Genomic DNA, 15,532 nt, shown 5'->3' on the forward strand with positions numbered 1-15,532 from the left:
GCTGCGAGCTGCGAGATGCGAAGAGCTGTCCGAGCTTGTATTAATCCGAGATTGTTCATTAGCGATTTGCCCGCGAGAGGTCGACGGGCTCACCGRCATTGCCCCACAAGCCCTCAAACCTGAAATGGCTTTTAGATTTCTGTGCCTGCCTCTCAACTCAAAAATCATCGATTTTTTGAAATCACACCACTCATGTATTGATTTAAATCGCGCAGATCTTTAATCCTCCATGAGTACGGCGATAGCTTTACACCATTCTCTCGCAAAGTTTTTGGAATCAAGTCTCCATTTGGACGAAGTATTATCGATGATACAATCACGCCCGGATAATCATTTAATCGTTTTTTGAAAGCGGATGTTGTTAGATCAGGTGTAGGAGGATTGCTTTTATTAGCCAATGGTCCTGTTGCTTTGAGATCTATTCCGTGGCACATGGTGCATCGCTGTAAATAGAGACTTTTTCCATTAACATTATCCGCGAAGGATAGTGATGTTTGAATTAGCGATAAAATTCCTAGCGAAGCGATGAATAATATTTTCATTATTTTTATCTTCCTTGATGGGTCAGCGTCGATTGGAGGCGATTTGGTGCGCGGGAAAAATATCAGCCATCGTATCGGCGCACACAGTCATTTCTGAGCCCATTGAATCAACTCGTTTTCCAGGCGCATCCCATTGCTTCTGGCCGATTTCTACCTGTCATGACGGACCGCAATCGACCGTAGCTGTGTAAAAACGTAGCCACTGCTTTGAAGTCTGAGTCGCTATGTAAAATCTATCCAATCGTCGCCGCTCAGATGTGCCGTTTGCATATGCCCGTTTGGAGATTAGGTCAAGCGCGCCGGCGCGATTCAGGGTGTAGCTGAGTCGCTCGACTTCGGCGTCAGAACTATCGCGCCGTCGATCACTTCAATGGTCAGCACGTCGCCGATGCTCAATCCTAAACTGGCGAGTAGGTCAGGCGGCAAGTCAATGATGACGTCGTTGCTTCCATCCKCAGGATCTTGGCATTTCACTGTCCAGCGCTGGGCTTCGGTCATGATGTTACTCACACTTTGGTCTTGGCGGGGATGATTCATTATGATCGCAATGTATTCGCCAGTTGAAGCGTGATGCTGACTGCTAATGACTTCTTCTGGTCGGTTGTGGCCATTGGCGACAGGCAGAAACCGGCCAAAAGCGGACCATGGACACGCTACGAATGAATCAGTAATGTACGTAGAGGTTGTCGTTTCTCATCCTCGTCTGATGTCGCGTTTGTGGCGCGCCTCTCAAGCCGAGTGAGGAGTGACCCGTGGGGCAGAGAGCGTTATTAGGTACATCCGGCGAAAAATATTAGTTTCGCATGTGTCTTCTACTAATGGTTAGCCGCAGGAACTATGCATGGAGTCTACGTGGAATACATTGCAAAATCGCCACGACTACGACTGTCGGTGACGCTACTGTTAACAGTGGCAATTGGTGTGTTATCAAGCATCATGGCAAGTCAAATAATGCCACAAGGTGTACTAACTTGGTCGCTACTACCTAAAGTTTCTTCTTTTTGGTTGTTAGCGCTATTTTCCGGGGGGTGGATTTTTATCCATGTAAAATTTCTGAATTACGATGAAGATATCATGAGATATGCAGATGACCAGCACTGTATTGCCCTCATCCGGAAAGCAAAACTTGAAGGGCTTGCTGCTCTCATACAGAGAAATCCAGAGCAGGCCTCTTTAGTTGATGCAAAGACATTCCTAAAAAATCTGGGGATAAAATGAGCATACTCCTCTCTAAGCCAGCGCAAGAAAAACTACAGCGAAGTGAAGTGCGCGATCAGGTTTCGTTACGTCAACTAATGTCTAAGCTTGAAGCTTTAAACGTATCAAGACTAGAAAGTGACCCATCAGTTCGACGGGTGACAGGTACGACCGAAGAGATTTATGTAATGCGGATAGGTGGCAATCTCSGTGCTTTTCTCACGAAGAAAGGAAAAGATATTGTTCTGCTTAGCATTGAGAACGGTTAGTCATTCGCTCAACTGTAGCTCACTGGACGTCTAAAAGCTGTGCTTTTTAATGTTCGGCGGTTTAATCATTAGGTTTCATATGCATTTACCATCTAGCCATGTATTTGATGTTCTTGCGGCAAAGGGCGTTGACCAATTGCACCACGCAAACAGCGTCGCGACCGCATGCCAGTTTTTAAGATCGCGCGCGCTATTATCCAGGGGCACGATTGAGCGTCTTGGTATAACTCAAACGCCTCAGGACTCTGATGATATTGATCGCCGGTACAGTATTTGGTTTGATGTATTCATGGACTCTGTTGACATCCATCATCGTGCGCGCCGTGCAAATGCATACGGTCCCGTGCTTTTGGTTTTCAGTATAGATTTAATAGATCGAACCGGTACTGGACGGCTATGGGTAACCAAACTAAATCCAACGAAGTGGGCTGGCAAATCAGAAAAACAGCGCTGGTTTCAAGATAGGGATGATCTAGAAGAAAATTTCATGCTGGGGCAATTTGATCAAATGGTCCTAGCCCGCCACAGTGGGGGAGAGCTTCCGTTCAAAGGGCATTTGATAAAAATAGTAATAGATGACCCCCGCCATGAGGACGACGATGGAGTAGACACCTACAGTATGGCTGTAGGCGCCCTTCGACTGGCAATGCAAGACGCGGGGCTTGATATCCCTATCGAACGACGAACTTGTAGGCAAGGTTGTACGTGCAGGCGATACTGGACGGAAAACGATGATCGAATCCTTAAAATGTTCAGCCCTAAAATTTAACAGGTGATACAAGCCTTCTCTGCTCTTATTGGAACGGTCTAAAGCCCCTTCACCAAACGTAAGGCTCTACCGATAATACGCAACCCAGTTAACAACAGATGATACCCGCAGGTGGGACTAATCTGTACATTGAGCGGACGACCGCTTCTGGCCGATTACGCCCCTTCGTGGCAGGAAACAACCAGCAAAAAACGGTTTCGTTGACTCCAAAAACCAAGAGTGAATTCAGCTAGCCAACCCATCTGTAACAGATATGATCGCACTGAATGGGTTCTTCAAATTTGCGAGATCTTGGAATGCCGCAACTACGTAAAGACAATCACTACGTACCGAAGCTTTACCTGAAACAATGGGCAAACAACGGCAAAATCCCCACTTATCGCTTGCTGGTACAGAATGAAAACGTTCCCCTCTGGAGGGAGCAATCCCTGAAAGGAATCGCCTACMATCAACATCTCTACACCTACTTGGCAGGGCAAGAAGAGACGGATGAGTTCGAACGTTGGCTCGACAGTGAATTTGAAAATCCTGCTGAAGAAGCCATCCGCCGAGTTGTCCGTGAAGAGCGCCTTTTTCCTGAACATTGGAGACGGCTTGTACGTTTCGCGGCTGCTTTAGATGTCCGCACTCCCGCTCGCCTTAGGCAGTTCATTCGTAACCAGAACGAGACATTGGAAGCGTTGATGGATGAGACCATGCAACGTTCAGTCCGCGATATGGAAGAGGCAGTTGGAAGGAACGAGCGGCTTGCATGTGGCTCAGAGGATGACGATGCTCTCTCCCTCTTCAAGATATCTATCGAGCCTCTACAGGATGGCGGCGGACAGGTAAAAGCCGAGACCATCATCKGCAGACGAATGTGGATATGGCAAATGAGGCATTTGTTAACAAAAACTTTAGGTCGTGTACCGGCCCACAAATGGACAATTTTGCATGCTCCGCCTGGCATGTCATGGCCGACATCAGACAACCCACTGATACGTCTTAATTTCCAAGACTCAGAAAACTATGACTTTGGTGGAGGCTGGGGTGTCAAGAACGGAGACATACTCCTGCCTTTGAGCCCGAAACACCTTCTTCACACGTCCATCGGTAACCGACCATGGCGTCGAGGTACAACACCCAATTTTGAGATCTATCGGTTGATGCGGAAGATCATAATCGAGCACGCTGATCGATATGTCTTCGCTCAAGACCCTAGTGATATCCACTTGATTAGACCCAGACTGGTCTGCCCGAAGGCCTATGAAAATGAACTGGAATCCTGGCAGAACTGGCATCGCTCGCAGTGCCAAGCCGAGATAGAGCTACAGCGGTAAAGTGTCGGTCTCGTCAAGCGCGTGACCGCTTTTGGCCGAGAGCTGCCCGCCGTGAACGGCTGCTTCTGGCCAGAAGCGGCTCGTAGTCTGTTCAAGATGAACCACAGCTCTAAAGCTATACGCATCTGATTGGTCAACTCATCAATTCGGCCAGGGAAGCGATCCTAAGCTATATAAGCCTCAAGTTTGGAGAGCCCTTCTTAACTGCAGACCCATTAGTTACATTTCCTGAAACCACTGACAACCTTGTCAACTGGAAGGTTAAAGCATTAATTTCATCTATGCTTACACTCAAGCTTTCTGCAATTTCACGACGACCTTGCTTTCGGCTTTGCAAAGCGTCTAACACTTTAGTGAGTAACTGCGATGTCTCTCGCTCCATCGGCTCTGGTTCATTAGCCCGATATCCACTTTTAGCGATATCTATACAAAGACTGCGGTAATTCCACTCACTGACCAACCCCAATGAATTAAAACGGTATGCCATAGCTGCAAGCGACACACCCCAATAATGCTTGAGTTTCATCAGATACTTAATAGAGTAAGTGGGTGGCTGATTAGCAGCCACACTCTCCTTAGGCATTAGAAAGGCTGCAGCAAATGCATCAGCCTGGCGTTCCATTTCAGGTCCATGGGCTTGGCCGTGCTGCATGGTGTAAACGTCGCGCACCAAATGGCCTAGCTCATGTGCCGCGTCAAAGCGGCTCCGCTCCGCGGACTTGATGGTGTTAAGGAAAACAAATGGCTTGCCCTCATACCACGTACAGAAAGCATCAACCTCTCGGGTTTCTTCGGCCAGCGAAAAGACACGAATACCTTTCGACTCAAGCAAGTGAATCATATTGGGAATGGGTGCATTACCTAGTCCCCATACGCGGCGGAGCGTGGCAGCTGCCTCTTCAGGCGCTAGATCGCTCAGGTCGGGTAACCCTGCCGAGGGAAGATTAAACCTTTCCTCTATCCAATGGTTGACTCTAAACGCGATGGCACCTGCTGCAAATGTGCAAGCTTTTAACGCATCAGTCATTTTTGAAAGTTTACGAAAACTTACCGAATGCTCCCTCAATTCTGGCATATCTTCATCAATGAAAAAAAACTGCTGAGGGAAGTTCAATAGTTTCGCGATTTTTTCCAAGGCCGCTGGCTCAGGACAAGAAGCACCACTTTCGTAGTTCTGTAGACTACGACTAGTGATACCTAACTCCTTTGCCAGCTGAGCTTTAGTGAAGCGTCTTCTCACCCTGGCAAATGTGATTTGCTTGGGATTTACTTCGGACATAGCAATTTACTCACAACATGCCTATTTTAGGCTCTACTTCCACCGAAATCTGAGAATTTGATTCATCTTTACGAATGGTGAAATCATCGGGATTATTAGAAACACTTCCTAAGAGTATACGGACACCCCAGTTAGTAATTTTTTTATTACCGAACCCGGTCGGCAAAGACAACTCATATCGAACTTCCTTAAGCACCTTATCATAGTGATAAAGCAACGCCCAGACTTGGGTCTCTTTCTGATGTTCCTTGGCGAACTGGAACGAGACACTATTGAATAGCTCTAACTGACGATTATTTTTATAAACAAAGCCCTCAGCAACCGCTCCTTTCTCAGCCTGGTTCGTCGGCTCATCAATTCCATTCTTGCCGGTTTCGCTGTTGCCAGTCATGACCACGATGGAAATGCTCCGATCAGGCGAGCTGATGAAAGGGCAGTTCTGCTGTTCATGGATATGCCAGTGAGCTGTCGCCAATAAAGTGCGTAGGTCTTCAACGGTCTTCAACCATTGCTGAACGCCAGCCGCAGTCGGCGCGGACGCACGATTGGTCTCATTGCGTCCTCGGAGACCGCCAGTAATGGCATCACGGAGCAGGACTGGGCCCAAGTCAGAATGCAGCTCCCGCAAACGTACATCCACGTCCGCGGGCTCATCAATAATCGTCGCTCGCCGAGTGAAAGCGTTTGAGGCCGTCAGTTCAAATGTGCTCATCGCCGCTCCGTACCTGTTTCCGAAAATGGTCCCTCATGTTGAGGTATAAAAAGCGGAAACACAAGGACCGCTAGCCTAGAATACTTGGTAGTCCGCTCAAGGCCATTTACTGGCAAGCGACCATCGTCCTCGTCCGCGATTGCTGCCTATCGGCGGCTCTCCCTCTGGCCAGTTTGGAGCGATCAATAGCCGTCGATTGCGCACAGCAATCTATGGGTAAAAATTGCTCTCCAGCCCATATCAGTCCCATACGGCCATTTTTCGGACGCCAAAAACCAAAACACCAAACATTCTATTTTAAAATCAGTTACTTGCGTTTTCAGAGTGTGGCGATGCAGGAGAAATTCGAACCCCATGCAACCTTAACAATCGGTTTATCGGCACTCTGATGCAACAGGCCGCTATTGGCCGTTTTCGGCCTGTCACGACTAATCAGTTTGGGTTGTTTTTTGCCATTGCGGCGGTGTTTTTCGAGCAGGTTTATCCGCAAGAGAATATCCACGCTGAGATAGATGAAGGCGGGCAAGTGAGACTGGGGGGCTGCCTAGCTACGACTAGTCGAGCTACCAATCAGCAATTGCCAGTCATTCCCTAATCGCTTCCAGACCAATAGAGCGGTGAGCCGATAGTAATACTGGGTGGCCTCGGAGTGATCTCTCAGGTGCTGAGTAAGAAACCAGCGCACATGCTTGAGCTGCCAGGTCCAGGGATTGTCTCGCTGCCATCGCTGTTGAATGGCCGCTTGCATGATTCGGGCTTGCCGTAGGTGTCGTTGCTGCGTGACCTGCGAGCCGGTCAGTACGCCGCTCAGGAACAGCGCTATATCGAATGGTTTGGTCACTCTCGACCTCCAATGTAGGCCGAAACCACATCGATCCGGTTATGCCCGAGCTCTAGGCTGATTTGTTGGCGCGCCTGTTGATCAAGGTCGCGGTCAATGCGATAGCAGTGGCCACCATTGACTGGTGCGGCGTGCCCCGTGAGCTGTTCGTAGCGCTCGCAGGCGTAGGCTGCTCGCAGTTCATGGAAACCCTTCAGCCCTTGTTCATGCAGCGTTTCTCGGGCGGGGAGCAGGGTCTGTTGCAGAAACGCGGAGTAGCTTTCGTCGCGGGCCAGTAAGTTGCGGCTGCGGGGCGGCGATGCCTTACGAGCAAACTGCAGCGCCGCCTTCACCTCTTCATTTACCGCGACCCATCGCGGCGCTGATGCGCCTGAGCGGCCGCCTTTGGTGCCGTCCTGGATGTTGATGCGGCCTAAGTGTTCGGCTTCGCGCTGCAAGCGTGGCAGGTCGGCCAGGATCGCTTCGCGCAGGCGCATGCCGGTTGTTCGGGCCAACAGGACAATCGCGGCCACCCGCTCGTGTTGCTGTTCGCCAAGCGCCTCGAGTACTCGCCGCACCTGTTGGTGGTCTTGGCCATCCGGCGCACGGGTGCGTACGCTCGAGCGCTGTTGTCCCAACGCCTGACTCGGGCTGGCGATCCTCACGTCCTGATCACCGCGCAGCGCCGCGAGGGCACGGTTGACGCTGCTCAGGCGGTTCTGCGCGGTCGCGATGCAGAGTTCACCTTGCTGGATCTGCTGGCGCAGATACGCGGCGTAGTCTTGCAGCGTCCGGCGATCGATCTGGCGCGCATCGTTGTAACCGGGGCCGTTCTCTGACCGACACCAACGCACAAACGCTTGCCAGCGATCGCTATGCGCTTTGACCGTGGCGAAGTGGCCGCCGCCAAACAGATCCTTGAGCGCTTGTGGGCCGGCGTAGCTCAGCTGGCGGCCATAGCCAAAGTTGCGACCCTCACGCCGACCGACCAGTGCCATCGTCATCACCGTTTTCGTTTGTTTGCAGAAAGAGCAGTAGGGCTTTCCAGTGAGGGCTGAGCCTGTCCAGCTGCCGCCAGTGCGTCGGGCGGATCAGGAGGGTGTTCTCGTGGTGTTGCAGCAGTGCCCCTTCCTCGCGCAATTGCTCGATCAGCCGGGCGAGGTGAGCAGGCTCCAAGGGTGGTGTGGCGACAGCGGCGACAGTGGCGACAACCCGCGTCGTTTCTGGCCTGGCGCGTGGCGACAGGGTGGCGACAGAGGCGGCGACACACCGCAATTCTGGCTGTGGTTGATGTTGCGCCTGGTAGCGGCGCACCGAGTCATTGAGGCGGAACATGGCGGACCTTGAAGGTTCTTCCATCGCGACTGCTCAGCCAGCGATGAGTGATCAGTACGACCAATAAAGAGGCGGTATGGTCAGCGCTCTTGCGGGCAAAACGAGGGCCGTTGCGATTGACGTCTCGGATGCTGAAGTGGGTCCAGCCTTTCTGCACCAGCCAGCGCAACAGCCGATCCGCCTCTTCGCGTCGGCTATTGACTGGCTCCAGTTCTGTCAGGCGCTGGATCTCGGCCAGGTAGTAATCCATCAACGTGGAGGCGCGCTGGATGTGTGCTTCATCCAACTGACTGGCCTCTTCAACCATGGCTAGCACGCCTGCGATGCGCAGCACATTCGCCGGGGCTTTGCCCGCGAAAGGCTGGACGCCGGCTAGCTCGCCGAACTCGCCAGACTGGCACTCAATGGTGTCGTGAATATCAATCCAGGCACGACGGGCACGGGCAGTCAGCTCCAGCGTGACAGGATTGAGTGAGCCATCCTTGTGAAGCGACCAGGGCTTTTGCAGCAGGGCGGTGATCCGCTGTTGGTAGCGCTGGACTTTGGCATCTCGGGTTAGGTCGATCGCCTTGTAAAGTCGCTGGCCGGCCAGGCGCTCGGGCCAACTGATCAGGCATCGGCCGAGGATGCCTTGGCCATTGATCACCGGGTCTTTGAACAGCTGGTTGGCTAGGTAGGGCTGCAGCATCAGATGCAGGCTGAGGCGGCGGTCATAGGCCCGCAGACTTTCCCCTGTCATGGAGCGCGCCCGGTCGATCGGGCTGCCATCCCACAGTGTCGACAAGGTGGTGATCGCCTTGAGCAGATTCTCTTTGCTCATGGTGCTGCTGCCCAAGAACTGGCCACCTTCATCATTGAACAAGCCCATGCTGGGCAAGCCATTGCACAGACTTTTGACCAGGGCCTCAATGGTGGGCTCGGCAATGATCAGTCTCGGCGGTACGGGCTCGGACAGCTCACCGCCTTTCGCCTCTGCACGCTCCGTTGAGGTTTTGGGTTTGGCCATGATGCTGGTAGCGGCGCGATAGGCTTTGAGCTTTTCCGCATACAGGGTCCACTGTTGCCGCTCCCATTCGCGCGCCGCCCTTAATGCCAGGTGATCCACCGCGCTTTTGCGATCCCCCGAGGACGCCACCGTCAGTAGGTAGAGGGACAGCGGATAGGTTCGACCATCGAGTTGGGCATTGGCGTGGCCCTGGCTCACCAAGGCAGTGGTAGCCAGCACCGACTGTGCAGCCATGGCGCAGGGCACGCCGATCACCTCGGCCAATCGCTCGACCGCAGGGCCCAACAGATCCCCGAGTGCTTCGACCGGGTAGGGCAGTGGCGCCTGTTGGTATTCCAGCAACGGTTGTGGTGGCTCGAACGCTTCGCACAGTTGCATCGCTATTCTCCTGAAATTATCGACTTCGTCCTCACTCATCCCGCCACGGTTGTTGAGTGTTATCAGGGATCAAGGCCCCTGCGACCTGTGAGGGTTGTCCACTGACGCGGGACTGACGGCTCCTTACGGCCGGGAGCTTGGGCATCTCATGATCTGGCCTCCTGAGCACCGATAGCGGTGGGCGGGTGGAGGCTGCACTGGCTGACGAGACCGGTGCCGCGAGATCCTGAGTCAGGTGAAGGCAGTGATGTGATGACTGGGGCATGCCTGACTGTCAGTCAGGTGCAGTCCATTCCGTGGGCTGCGGCACCATCATCGGCATCGCTGTGGCGAGTGAGCATTCGGTGTTTGTCACGCCGATTGTCACGAGGAGGAAAGCCGCAAAGGCCCGTGCGAGCAGGGCTGCAGCAGGGCGAGATGCGCTAAGGGAGGAGGTTGCTGCAGGGCAGTTGGTGATGAGGCAGGTAGTCTGCTGCACAGACGCATTGGAGTAGTCGGCATCCATCACAACGGCGTTGTGACCGTGCGAGCCACCGGACGCTGATCGCACTTAGGGAGAACCACCACACTGTGGCGTAGCCTTGAAGGTTCGGGTTACCTGGGCTGGTGCTGTCAGCGACAGCTATCCTCAGGGCTTGGTTTAAGCCATGTCTCGCTGTGGGTCAACCGCTGTTTTGGGAGGCGCGTTGCGCCAGTTGAGACCACTGGAAGGTCTTGGGAATCTGTGGACTTCGGTGGCGATGTAGCCATTCGTCGTGTTTGTCGTGTGAGCCTTCATCGCTGGGAATGCGGAGCCTTCCCAGCGATGAAGGCTTGGCCGGAAGAGCGAAGCAGCGAACCTGAAAGTGGCGACTGTCGCCAACACTGTCGCCACCTTCCAGCCCAGCGCCGACGCGGATTGTCGCCGCTGTCGCCAGTAGGTAAAGGAGCTATTTGCTACCGATTGGCACTTCGACTGAGAGGTGTGATGTTGCTTTCGCCGAGAATCCATACATCAAGCATGTCTGCCCACTGCTGCATCATCTTCGTACGATCCGCCAGGTACGCCGCATGGTTATAGGTACGCCGTACCGCATTGGGCTCGGCGTGGGCGAGTTGCCGCTCGATCCAGTCGGCGGGATAGCCCATCTCGTTGAGCCGGGTACTTCCCGTGGTTCTGGTGGCGTGGGGGCTGTATTCTGAGCCAGAGTTGCCAATGGATCAGGGTTTGGCTGAAGTTCATAACGTGCGGGCTGTCGCGTCCTGATGGATATGGGAAAACATCCAGTCGATAAAGACCTGCGTTTCAGCCACCGCCTCCTGGGAGACGCCGTAGTAATAGCGGGTCAATGGCAGGCGCAAGGAGGGAAACGGGCAGATCAGGCGTCTAGTGGACAAGTCCTTGCCCAGCAGTGACGCCGGGCACAGGGCCACGCCGAGGCCATCGACGGCGGCCTGCAACACCAGGTGCATGTGATCGAATTGCAGGATCGGCTGATTGCGCAATTGAGCGATGCCAGCGTGCTCGACCCAGTTTTGCCAGTCGCTGCTGCGGGTTCTGCCCGACAACAGTGTGTGGTGGACCAGATCGTGGGCGCTGTTTAATGGCACGCTTTGCAGCAGCGACGGTGCTGCGACCAGCACCAAGTCATCTTCCAGCAATATTTGTGGTTGAACATTGGACGACCATCCGGACTGTCCACGGCGGATTACCACGTCGAATGTCTCCCGCGATTGATCCGGTGGCAGGGTGCTGGTGACCACTTCGGGCTGGATATCCGGATACAGCGCCATGAAGTTCGGCAGCCGCGGGATCAGCCATCGCACCGCAAAGGATGGGCGCACGTTGATGGTCACCTTGCGCAGCGAAGCGCCCCGGGTCAGGGCGGTGGCGGCGTTGGCGATCTGCGCCAGGGCCACGCTGACTTGCTCATAAAACGTCTGGCCGGCCGGCGTGAGCAAGGATTGCCGGGTTCGACGCTCGAAAAGCAACACCCCCAGGTGTTCTTCGAGCAGCTTTATATGACGGCTGACGGCGCTGTGGCTGACATGCAGTTCTTCGGCCGCACGGCTGAAGCTCTGATGACGAGCGGCAGCGGCGAAGGCCCGGACGGCGTTCAAGGGGGGGAGGTCGGAAATCATGTGTCTAATTTAGTCACATCCGAGGTGCAATTAAAGCGTTTGTCAGCGTTCTCGCTTCACGCCAATCTGAAGGCCGCACTTTGTCTCGCCGGCCGTTGATCCAATGTCAGTCAAAAACACCCATACTGCTGATCGGGCCTCGATGCGAGCCGCGTCAATATTAGGCCTTTGTCTGCCCGCAGATACCTTGCTGTATTTGCTGTTGCCCATGCAGCCAGAGGCGTTCGGCATCAGTTTGCCGCAGGCGGGCCTGTTGCTGGCGGCCAACCGACTGGTGAGGATTTTCGGTTACCGCTACGTAATGAGTTTTTATGCCAGCAAGGGCGATCGTCCGGCCTCATTGCTGGCCGCCGGGACCGCTGCGTTGTGTGCCTTGGGTTACGCGACGCTTTCGGGGTTCTGGGCCTTGCTGCTTTTGCGCCTGGGCTGGGGCTTGTCTTATGCGGCGTTGAACTTGTCCACGCAAGTCATGGCAACCGCCGCGCCTACGGACGCCGCGCGTCGCACCGGCCGTTCGCGGGCGTTGATTGCCACCGGCCCCATGCTGGCGTTGCCGCTGGGGGCGATGCTTTGCCTGGCCTATGGGCCGCGAGTGATTTTTTTCCTGATGGTCGTGACTTCGTTGCTTGGCATGTGGCTGGCAAACGGTCTGCCGTCGGCGCCGCATCCGATGTCGGCGTCGACGAGGCGATTCCAGCGTCCCGACAGCGTGGCGGTCTGGTCGTTTATCGAAGGGCTGACCCTAGACGGGCTCTTTATCATCGGCCTTTCGTTACAGGCTCAGCAGTTGATGGCGGGCGATGCGGTGATGGTGGCCGGGACGCTGCTGGCCTTGCGTTACGTATCGGAGATGCTGCTCAGCCCGCTGGGCGGGGTGGTGGCGCAGCGCTGGGGAGCGACGCGCATGCTGATTGTTTTCTCGTTGATGACCTCGATTGCACTCGTGGGGTTTGGCAATCACTGTTTGGTAGTGGGCGGGGCCCTGGTGTTGCTGTTGCGCGCGCTGCAATTGCCGCTGGTGGTGACAGTCGTTGCGCAACGCCACCCCGGTGCCGGGCGTGTCCGGGCGCTGGCGGCGAATGCGGTCTGGCGTGACATCGGGGCGGGTGTCGGACCCTTGCTGGCCGGTTTGCTGCTACCAGTGGCGGCATCGGTGTGGGTGTATTCGATGGCAGCACTGTGTCTTGCCGTCAGCGCATTGGCCTGCGCACAACGAAACAGGGTGGCGGTAGAGATAACGCAGTAGTCAGGGCGCGACTTTGCGGGTTTAGCCATTTTTGCCCTCGCCATTATTCAAGTTGAGAAAGAGGGTGGCGACGCAAACTCAGCAAGACCCTCGTAAGTCGTGAGGCGTGGCATGAACAAACAGTCGGATTGAAGAAAATAATAAGTAAACGAATCTATGCTTGAGAGGTGCATCATGTATTCGGGTCTTCAAGAAACGTTAATCAAAATGTAAGAATTTATTGCGTTCGAATGGCGGCTGTGTTTTTTTACGCTTGCGTTCAGCGCACTTTTAAAGGGTATGGCCAGTGATGAAGGGAATCATGTGAGTATGTGTTCTAGTTATTAGCCAGGCTTGTACTAAGTAAAACAATCGCACTCTCTGATCGTCGAACTTTAGATTTTGACGTAACAGCCAACTATTGCCTGGGGAAAAGTAATGAGCCGTGAAACCGTATCCAAGTTTATTTCTGCCGATCGCCGCGGAGCGACACTAAGGAACTTGCTGGCCGAAAAGCGTTGCCTGCGCTTTCTTGAAGCGCATAACCCGATATCCGCGATATTGGCCGAGAACGCATCGCAAACGGTCGGCGGGCAAAAGCGCGAATACGACGGTTTCTGGTCCAGTTCCCTGACAGACTCCACTGCTCGCGGAAAACCGGATATCGAAGTGCTGGATATCAAGGAGCGCCTGGGAAATGTAAACGATATTTTCGAAGTGACCCGCAAGCCGTTGATCATGGACGGCGACACCGGCGGCAAGCCCGAACACTTTGCCTATGACGTCCGTTCGCTGGAGCGTCTGGGGGTCTCGGCGGTGATCATCGAAGACAAGACCGGATTGAAGAAGAACTCGTTGTTCGGCAATGACGTATTCCAGCAACAAGAAAGTATCGAAGACTTCTGTAATAAGATTCATATCGGTAAACAGGCGCAGATATCCACTGACTTCATGATTATTGCGCGCATCGAAAGTTTGATTCTCGATGCCGGCATCGAAGATGCACTGACTCGCGCCGATGCCTATGTTGGCGCCGGTGCCGACGGCGTGATGATTCATAGTCGCAAAGAATCACCCGATGAAATATTTGAATTCGCCAAGCGCTTCCGTCAACAACATCCAACGGTTCCATTGGTCTGTGTGCCGACCAGTTATTCAAGTATATCGTTCGAGGCGTTAGAGGCTGAAGGCTTTAATGTGGTTATTTATGCGAACCATATGTTGCGTTCGGCTTATATGGCGATGAAAACCGTTGCCGATAGCATCTTGTTTTCGGGCCGAACACTGGAAGTTGAGCCCGCCTGCCTGTCGATCAAAGAAATCCTCGAACTCATTCCGGGAACAAAATAATGACCAGACCAACCTTGGCCGATCGCAACGCTCAGGTGGTTGCGCCTAGCACTTCTCGCATGCGCAGCATAGCCAACGAGCTGAAAGAAAAGGGTGAGTCGATCATCAACTTCGCCGCTGGCGAACTCGACTTCGACACCCTCGATAGCTTGAAAAAAGCTGCGATCGAGGCCATTCAGGGCAAGTGCAACACCTACACACCAGCGCTGGGCGAGAAGAAGATTCGCGAGCAACTGGCCGCCTATATCTCGGCGGAACTGGGTGTCAATTACGCCTGGAACGAAGTGGGCATGACCGCTGGTGCCAAACAGGCGTTGTACAACACTGCCATGGTGCTGATCAATCCGGGTGATGAAGTCATCATTCCGATCCCTTACTGGGTGACGTTCCCTACTCAAATCGAGCTGGCGGGCGGTAAACCGGTACTGGTCGATACCAAACCGGACAGCTACAAGTTGACGGCCGATCTGATCAGCACCGCGATTACGCCGAGCACCAAAGCGATCCTGATCAACACACCGAATAACCCGACCGGCGCCGTTTATGACGAGGCCGAACTGCGCAAGATCGGCGAACTGGCGATCCGGCACGACCTGTGGATTATCTACGACGAATGCTATTCCCGACTGATTCGTAACGGCGGGCAGCACCACAACATCGTCTCGCTCATTCCACAGCTGAAAGAACGCACCGTCATCATCAATTCGTTCTCCAAGAGCATGGCCTTGACCGGCTGGCGACTGGGTTACGCCAGCGGTCCGGTGGACGTGATCAAGGCCATGGAAAACCTTCAGGGCCATACCACGTCCAACCCGAACGTGGTTGCCCAAGTGGCTGTGTCCAAGGCTTTGGACCAGTCCACGGATTTCATCACTACCGCTAACGCGATCCTCGATCGGCGCTTGCAGGTCATTCAAAAAAACCTGACCCACATCGAGCATCTCAGCGCTGCCCGAGCGGACGGTGCGTTCTACGTGTTCGCCAATATCCAGTGGTTTATCGGGCGGCAGTACAACGGCAAGGTTGTTCAGACCACCGATGCCCTGGTCGAGTTGATCCTGGCTGAAGCCAAGGTGGCGGTAGTGTCCGGCGCAGGGTTTGGCGACTCCAGCGGCATTCGGATTTCCTACGCCGTGAGCGATGCCGATGTTGAAACCGGTATGCAGCGTCTGACTGAGTTTTTCGGAAAATTTAACTAAGGAGAGCCCTA

At 54.0% G+C, this 15,532-nt stretch carries 15 protein-coding genes and 1 pseudogene; 6 read left to right on the plus strand and 10 right to left on the minus strand.

From position 1 onward, the window contains the following. Positions 1-164 precede the first annotated feature (164 nt). On the minus strand, positions 165-542 hold the full coding sequence (locus AC1DRN_RS02920) for a c-type cytochrome (RefSeq protein ID WP_223458514.1): 378 nt from the start codon (positions 540-542) through the stop codon (positions 165-167). Between the two features lie 309 nt (positions 543-851). Further along, on the minus strand, positions 852-1,040 hold the full coding sequence (locus AC1DRN_RS02925; RefSeq protein WP_477786622.1) for an AbrB/MazE/SpoVT family DNA-binding domain-containing protein: 189 nt from the start codon (positions 1,038-1,040) through the stop codon (positions 852-854). Positions 1,041-1,394: 354 nt separating this feature from the next. Between AC1DRN_RS02925 and AC1DRN_RS02930 the strand changes: the two genes are divergently transcribed. The 3 genes from AC1DRN_RS02930 to AC1DRN_RS02940 all read left to right on the plus strand — a co-directional run bounded on the left by AC1DRN_RS02930 (position 1,395) and on the right by AC1DRN_RS02940 (position 4,096). After that, positions 1,395-1,760, plus strand: a complete 366-nt coding sequence (locus AC1DRN_RS02930; RefSeq protein WP_223458518.1) for a hypothetical protein — start codon at positions 1,395-1,397, stop codon at positions 1,758-1,760. A 297-nt stretch (positions 1,761-2,057) separates the two neighbouring features. Next, positions 2,058-2,777, plus strand: coding sequence for a hypothetical protein (locus tag AC1DRN_RS02935; protein WP_223458520.1), 720 nt, complete (start codon positions 2,058-2,060; stop codon positions 2,775-2,777). Positions 2,778-3,073: 296 nt separating this feature from the next. Next, the gene (locus AC1DRN_RS02940) at positions 3,074-4,096 is read left to right on the plus strand and encodes a DUF4238 domain-containing protein (protein WP_477786623.1); all 1,023 of its coding nucleotides are present in this window, start codon (positions 3,074-3,076) and stop codon (positions 4,094-4,096) included. A gap of 169 nt (positions 4,097-4,265) precedes the next feature. Here AC1DRN_RS02940 and AC1DRN_RS02945 read toward each other — a convergent pair whose 3' ends face one another. The 8 genes and pseudogenes from AC1DRN_RS02945 to gcvA form a co-directional block, all read right to left on the minus strand. Continuing rightward, positions 4,266-5,375 (minus strand): XRE family transcriptional regulator, encoded by a 1,110-nt coding sequence (locus tag AC1DRN_RS02945; RefSeq protein WP_223458524.1) that lies wholly within the window; start codon positions 5,373-5,375, stop codon positions 4,266-4,268. 10 nt (positions 5,376-5,385) lie between these two features. Next, entirely contained in the window at positions 5,386-6,087 is a 702-nt protein-coding gene (locus tag AC1DRN_RS02950) for a hypothetical protein (protein WP_223458526.1), read from the minus strand. Positions 6,088-6,631: 544 nt separating this feature from the next. After that, positions 6,632-6,928, minus strand: coding sequence for a hypothetical protein (locus AC1DRN_RS02955; protein ID WP_223458528.1), 297 nt, complete (start codon positions 6,926-6,928; stop codon positions 6,632-6,634). Beyond that, entirely contained in the window at positions 6,925-7,905 is a 981-nt protein-coding gene (locus tag AC1DRN_RS02960; protein WP_223458724.1) for an integrase domain-containing protein, read from the minus strand. Before AC1DRN_RS02960 ends, AC1DRN_RS02955 begins: the two co-directional genes overlap by 4 nt. Further along, positions 7,883-8,242 carry a hypothetical protein gene (locus AC1DRN_RS02965; RefSeq protein WP_223458530.1) on the minus strand — a complete coding sequence of 120 codons (360 nt, stop codon included), beginning with the start codon at positions 8,240-8,242 and terminating at the stop codon, positions 7,883-7,885. The genes AC1DRN_RS02960 and AC1DRN_RS02965 overlap by 23 nt, the downstream gene beginning before the upstream one ends. Further along, the gene (locus tag AC1DRN_RS02970; protein ID WP_223458532.1) at positions 8,226-9,626 is read right to left on the minus strand and encodes a YfjI family protein; all 1,401 of its coding nucleotides are present in this window, start codon (positions 9,624-9,626) and stop codon (positions 8,226-8,228) included. Before AC1DRN_RS02970 ends, AC1DRN_RS02965 begins: the two co-directional genes overlap by 17 nt. 936 nt (positions 9,627-10,562) lie before the next feature. Continuing rightward, positions 10,563-10,811: pseudogene (locus AC1DRN_RS02975) on the minus strand (tyrosine-type recombinase/integrase); the annotation flags it as partial. A 33-nt stretch (positions 10,812-10,844) separates the two neighbouring features. Beyond that, a complete protein-coding gene (gene gcvA / locus AC1DRN_RS02980; protein WP_223458534.1) occupies positions 10,845-11,747 on the minus strand; it encodes a transcriptional regulator GcvA in 903 nt (300 codons plus the stop codon). A gap of 103 nt (positions 11,748-11,850) precedes the next feature. On the opposite strand from gcvA, the gene AC1DRN_RS02985 reads away from it, so the two are divergent. From AC1DRN_RS02985 to AC1DRN_RS02995, 3 genes are all read left to right on the plus strand, one after another. Then, positions 11,851-12,993, plus strand: a complete 1,143-nt coding sequence (locus AC1DRN_RS02985) for an MFS transporter (protein ID WP_223458536.1) — start codon at positions 11,851-11,853, stop codon at positions 12,991-12,993. Between the two features lie 417 nt (positions 12,994-13,410). Beyond that, positions 13,411-14,322: a phosphoenolpyruvate mutase gene (aepX, locus tag AC1DRN_RS02990; protein WP_223458538.1), complete on the plus strand. Its 912-nt coding sequence runs from the start codon at positions 13,411-13,413 to the stop codon at positions 14,320-14,322. Continuing rightward, on the plus strand, positions 14,322-15,521 hold the full coding sequence (locus tag AC1DRN_RS02995) for a pyridoxal phosphate-dependent aminotransferase (RefSeq protein ID WP_223458540.1): 1,200 nt from the start codon (positions 14,322-14,324) through the stop codon (positions 15,519-15,521). The genes aepX and AC1DRN_RS02995 overlap by 1 nt, the downstream gene beginning before the upstream one ends. Positions 15,522-15,532: the final 11 nt, after the last annotated feature.

Source organism: Pseudomonas sp. P5_B3, assembly GCF_056400405.1.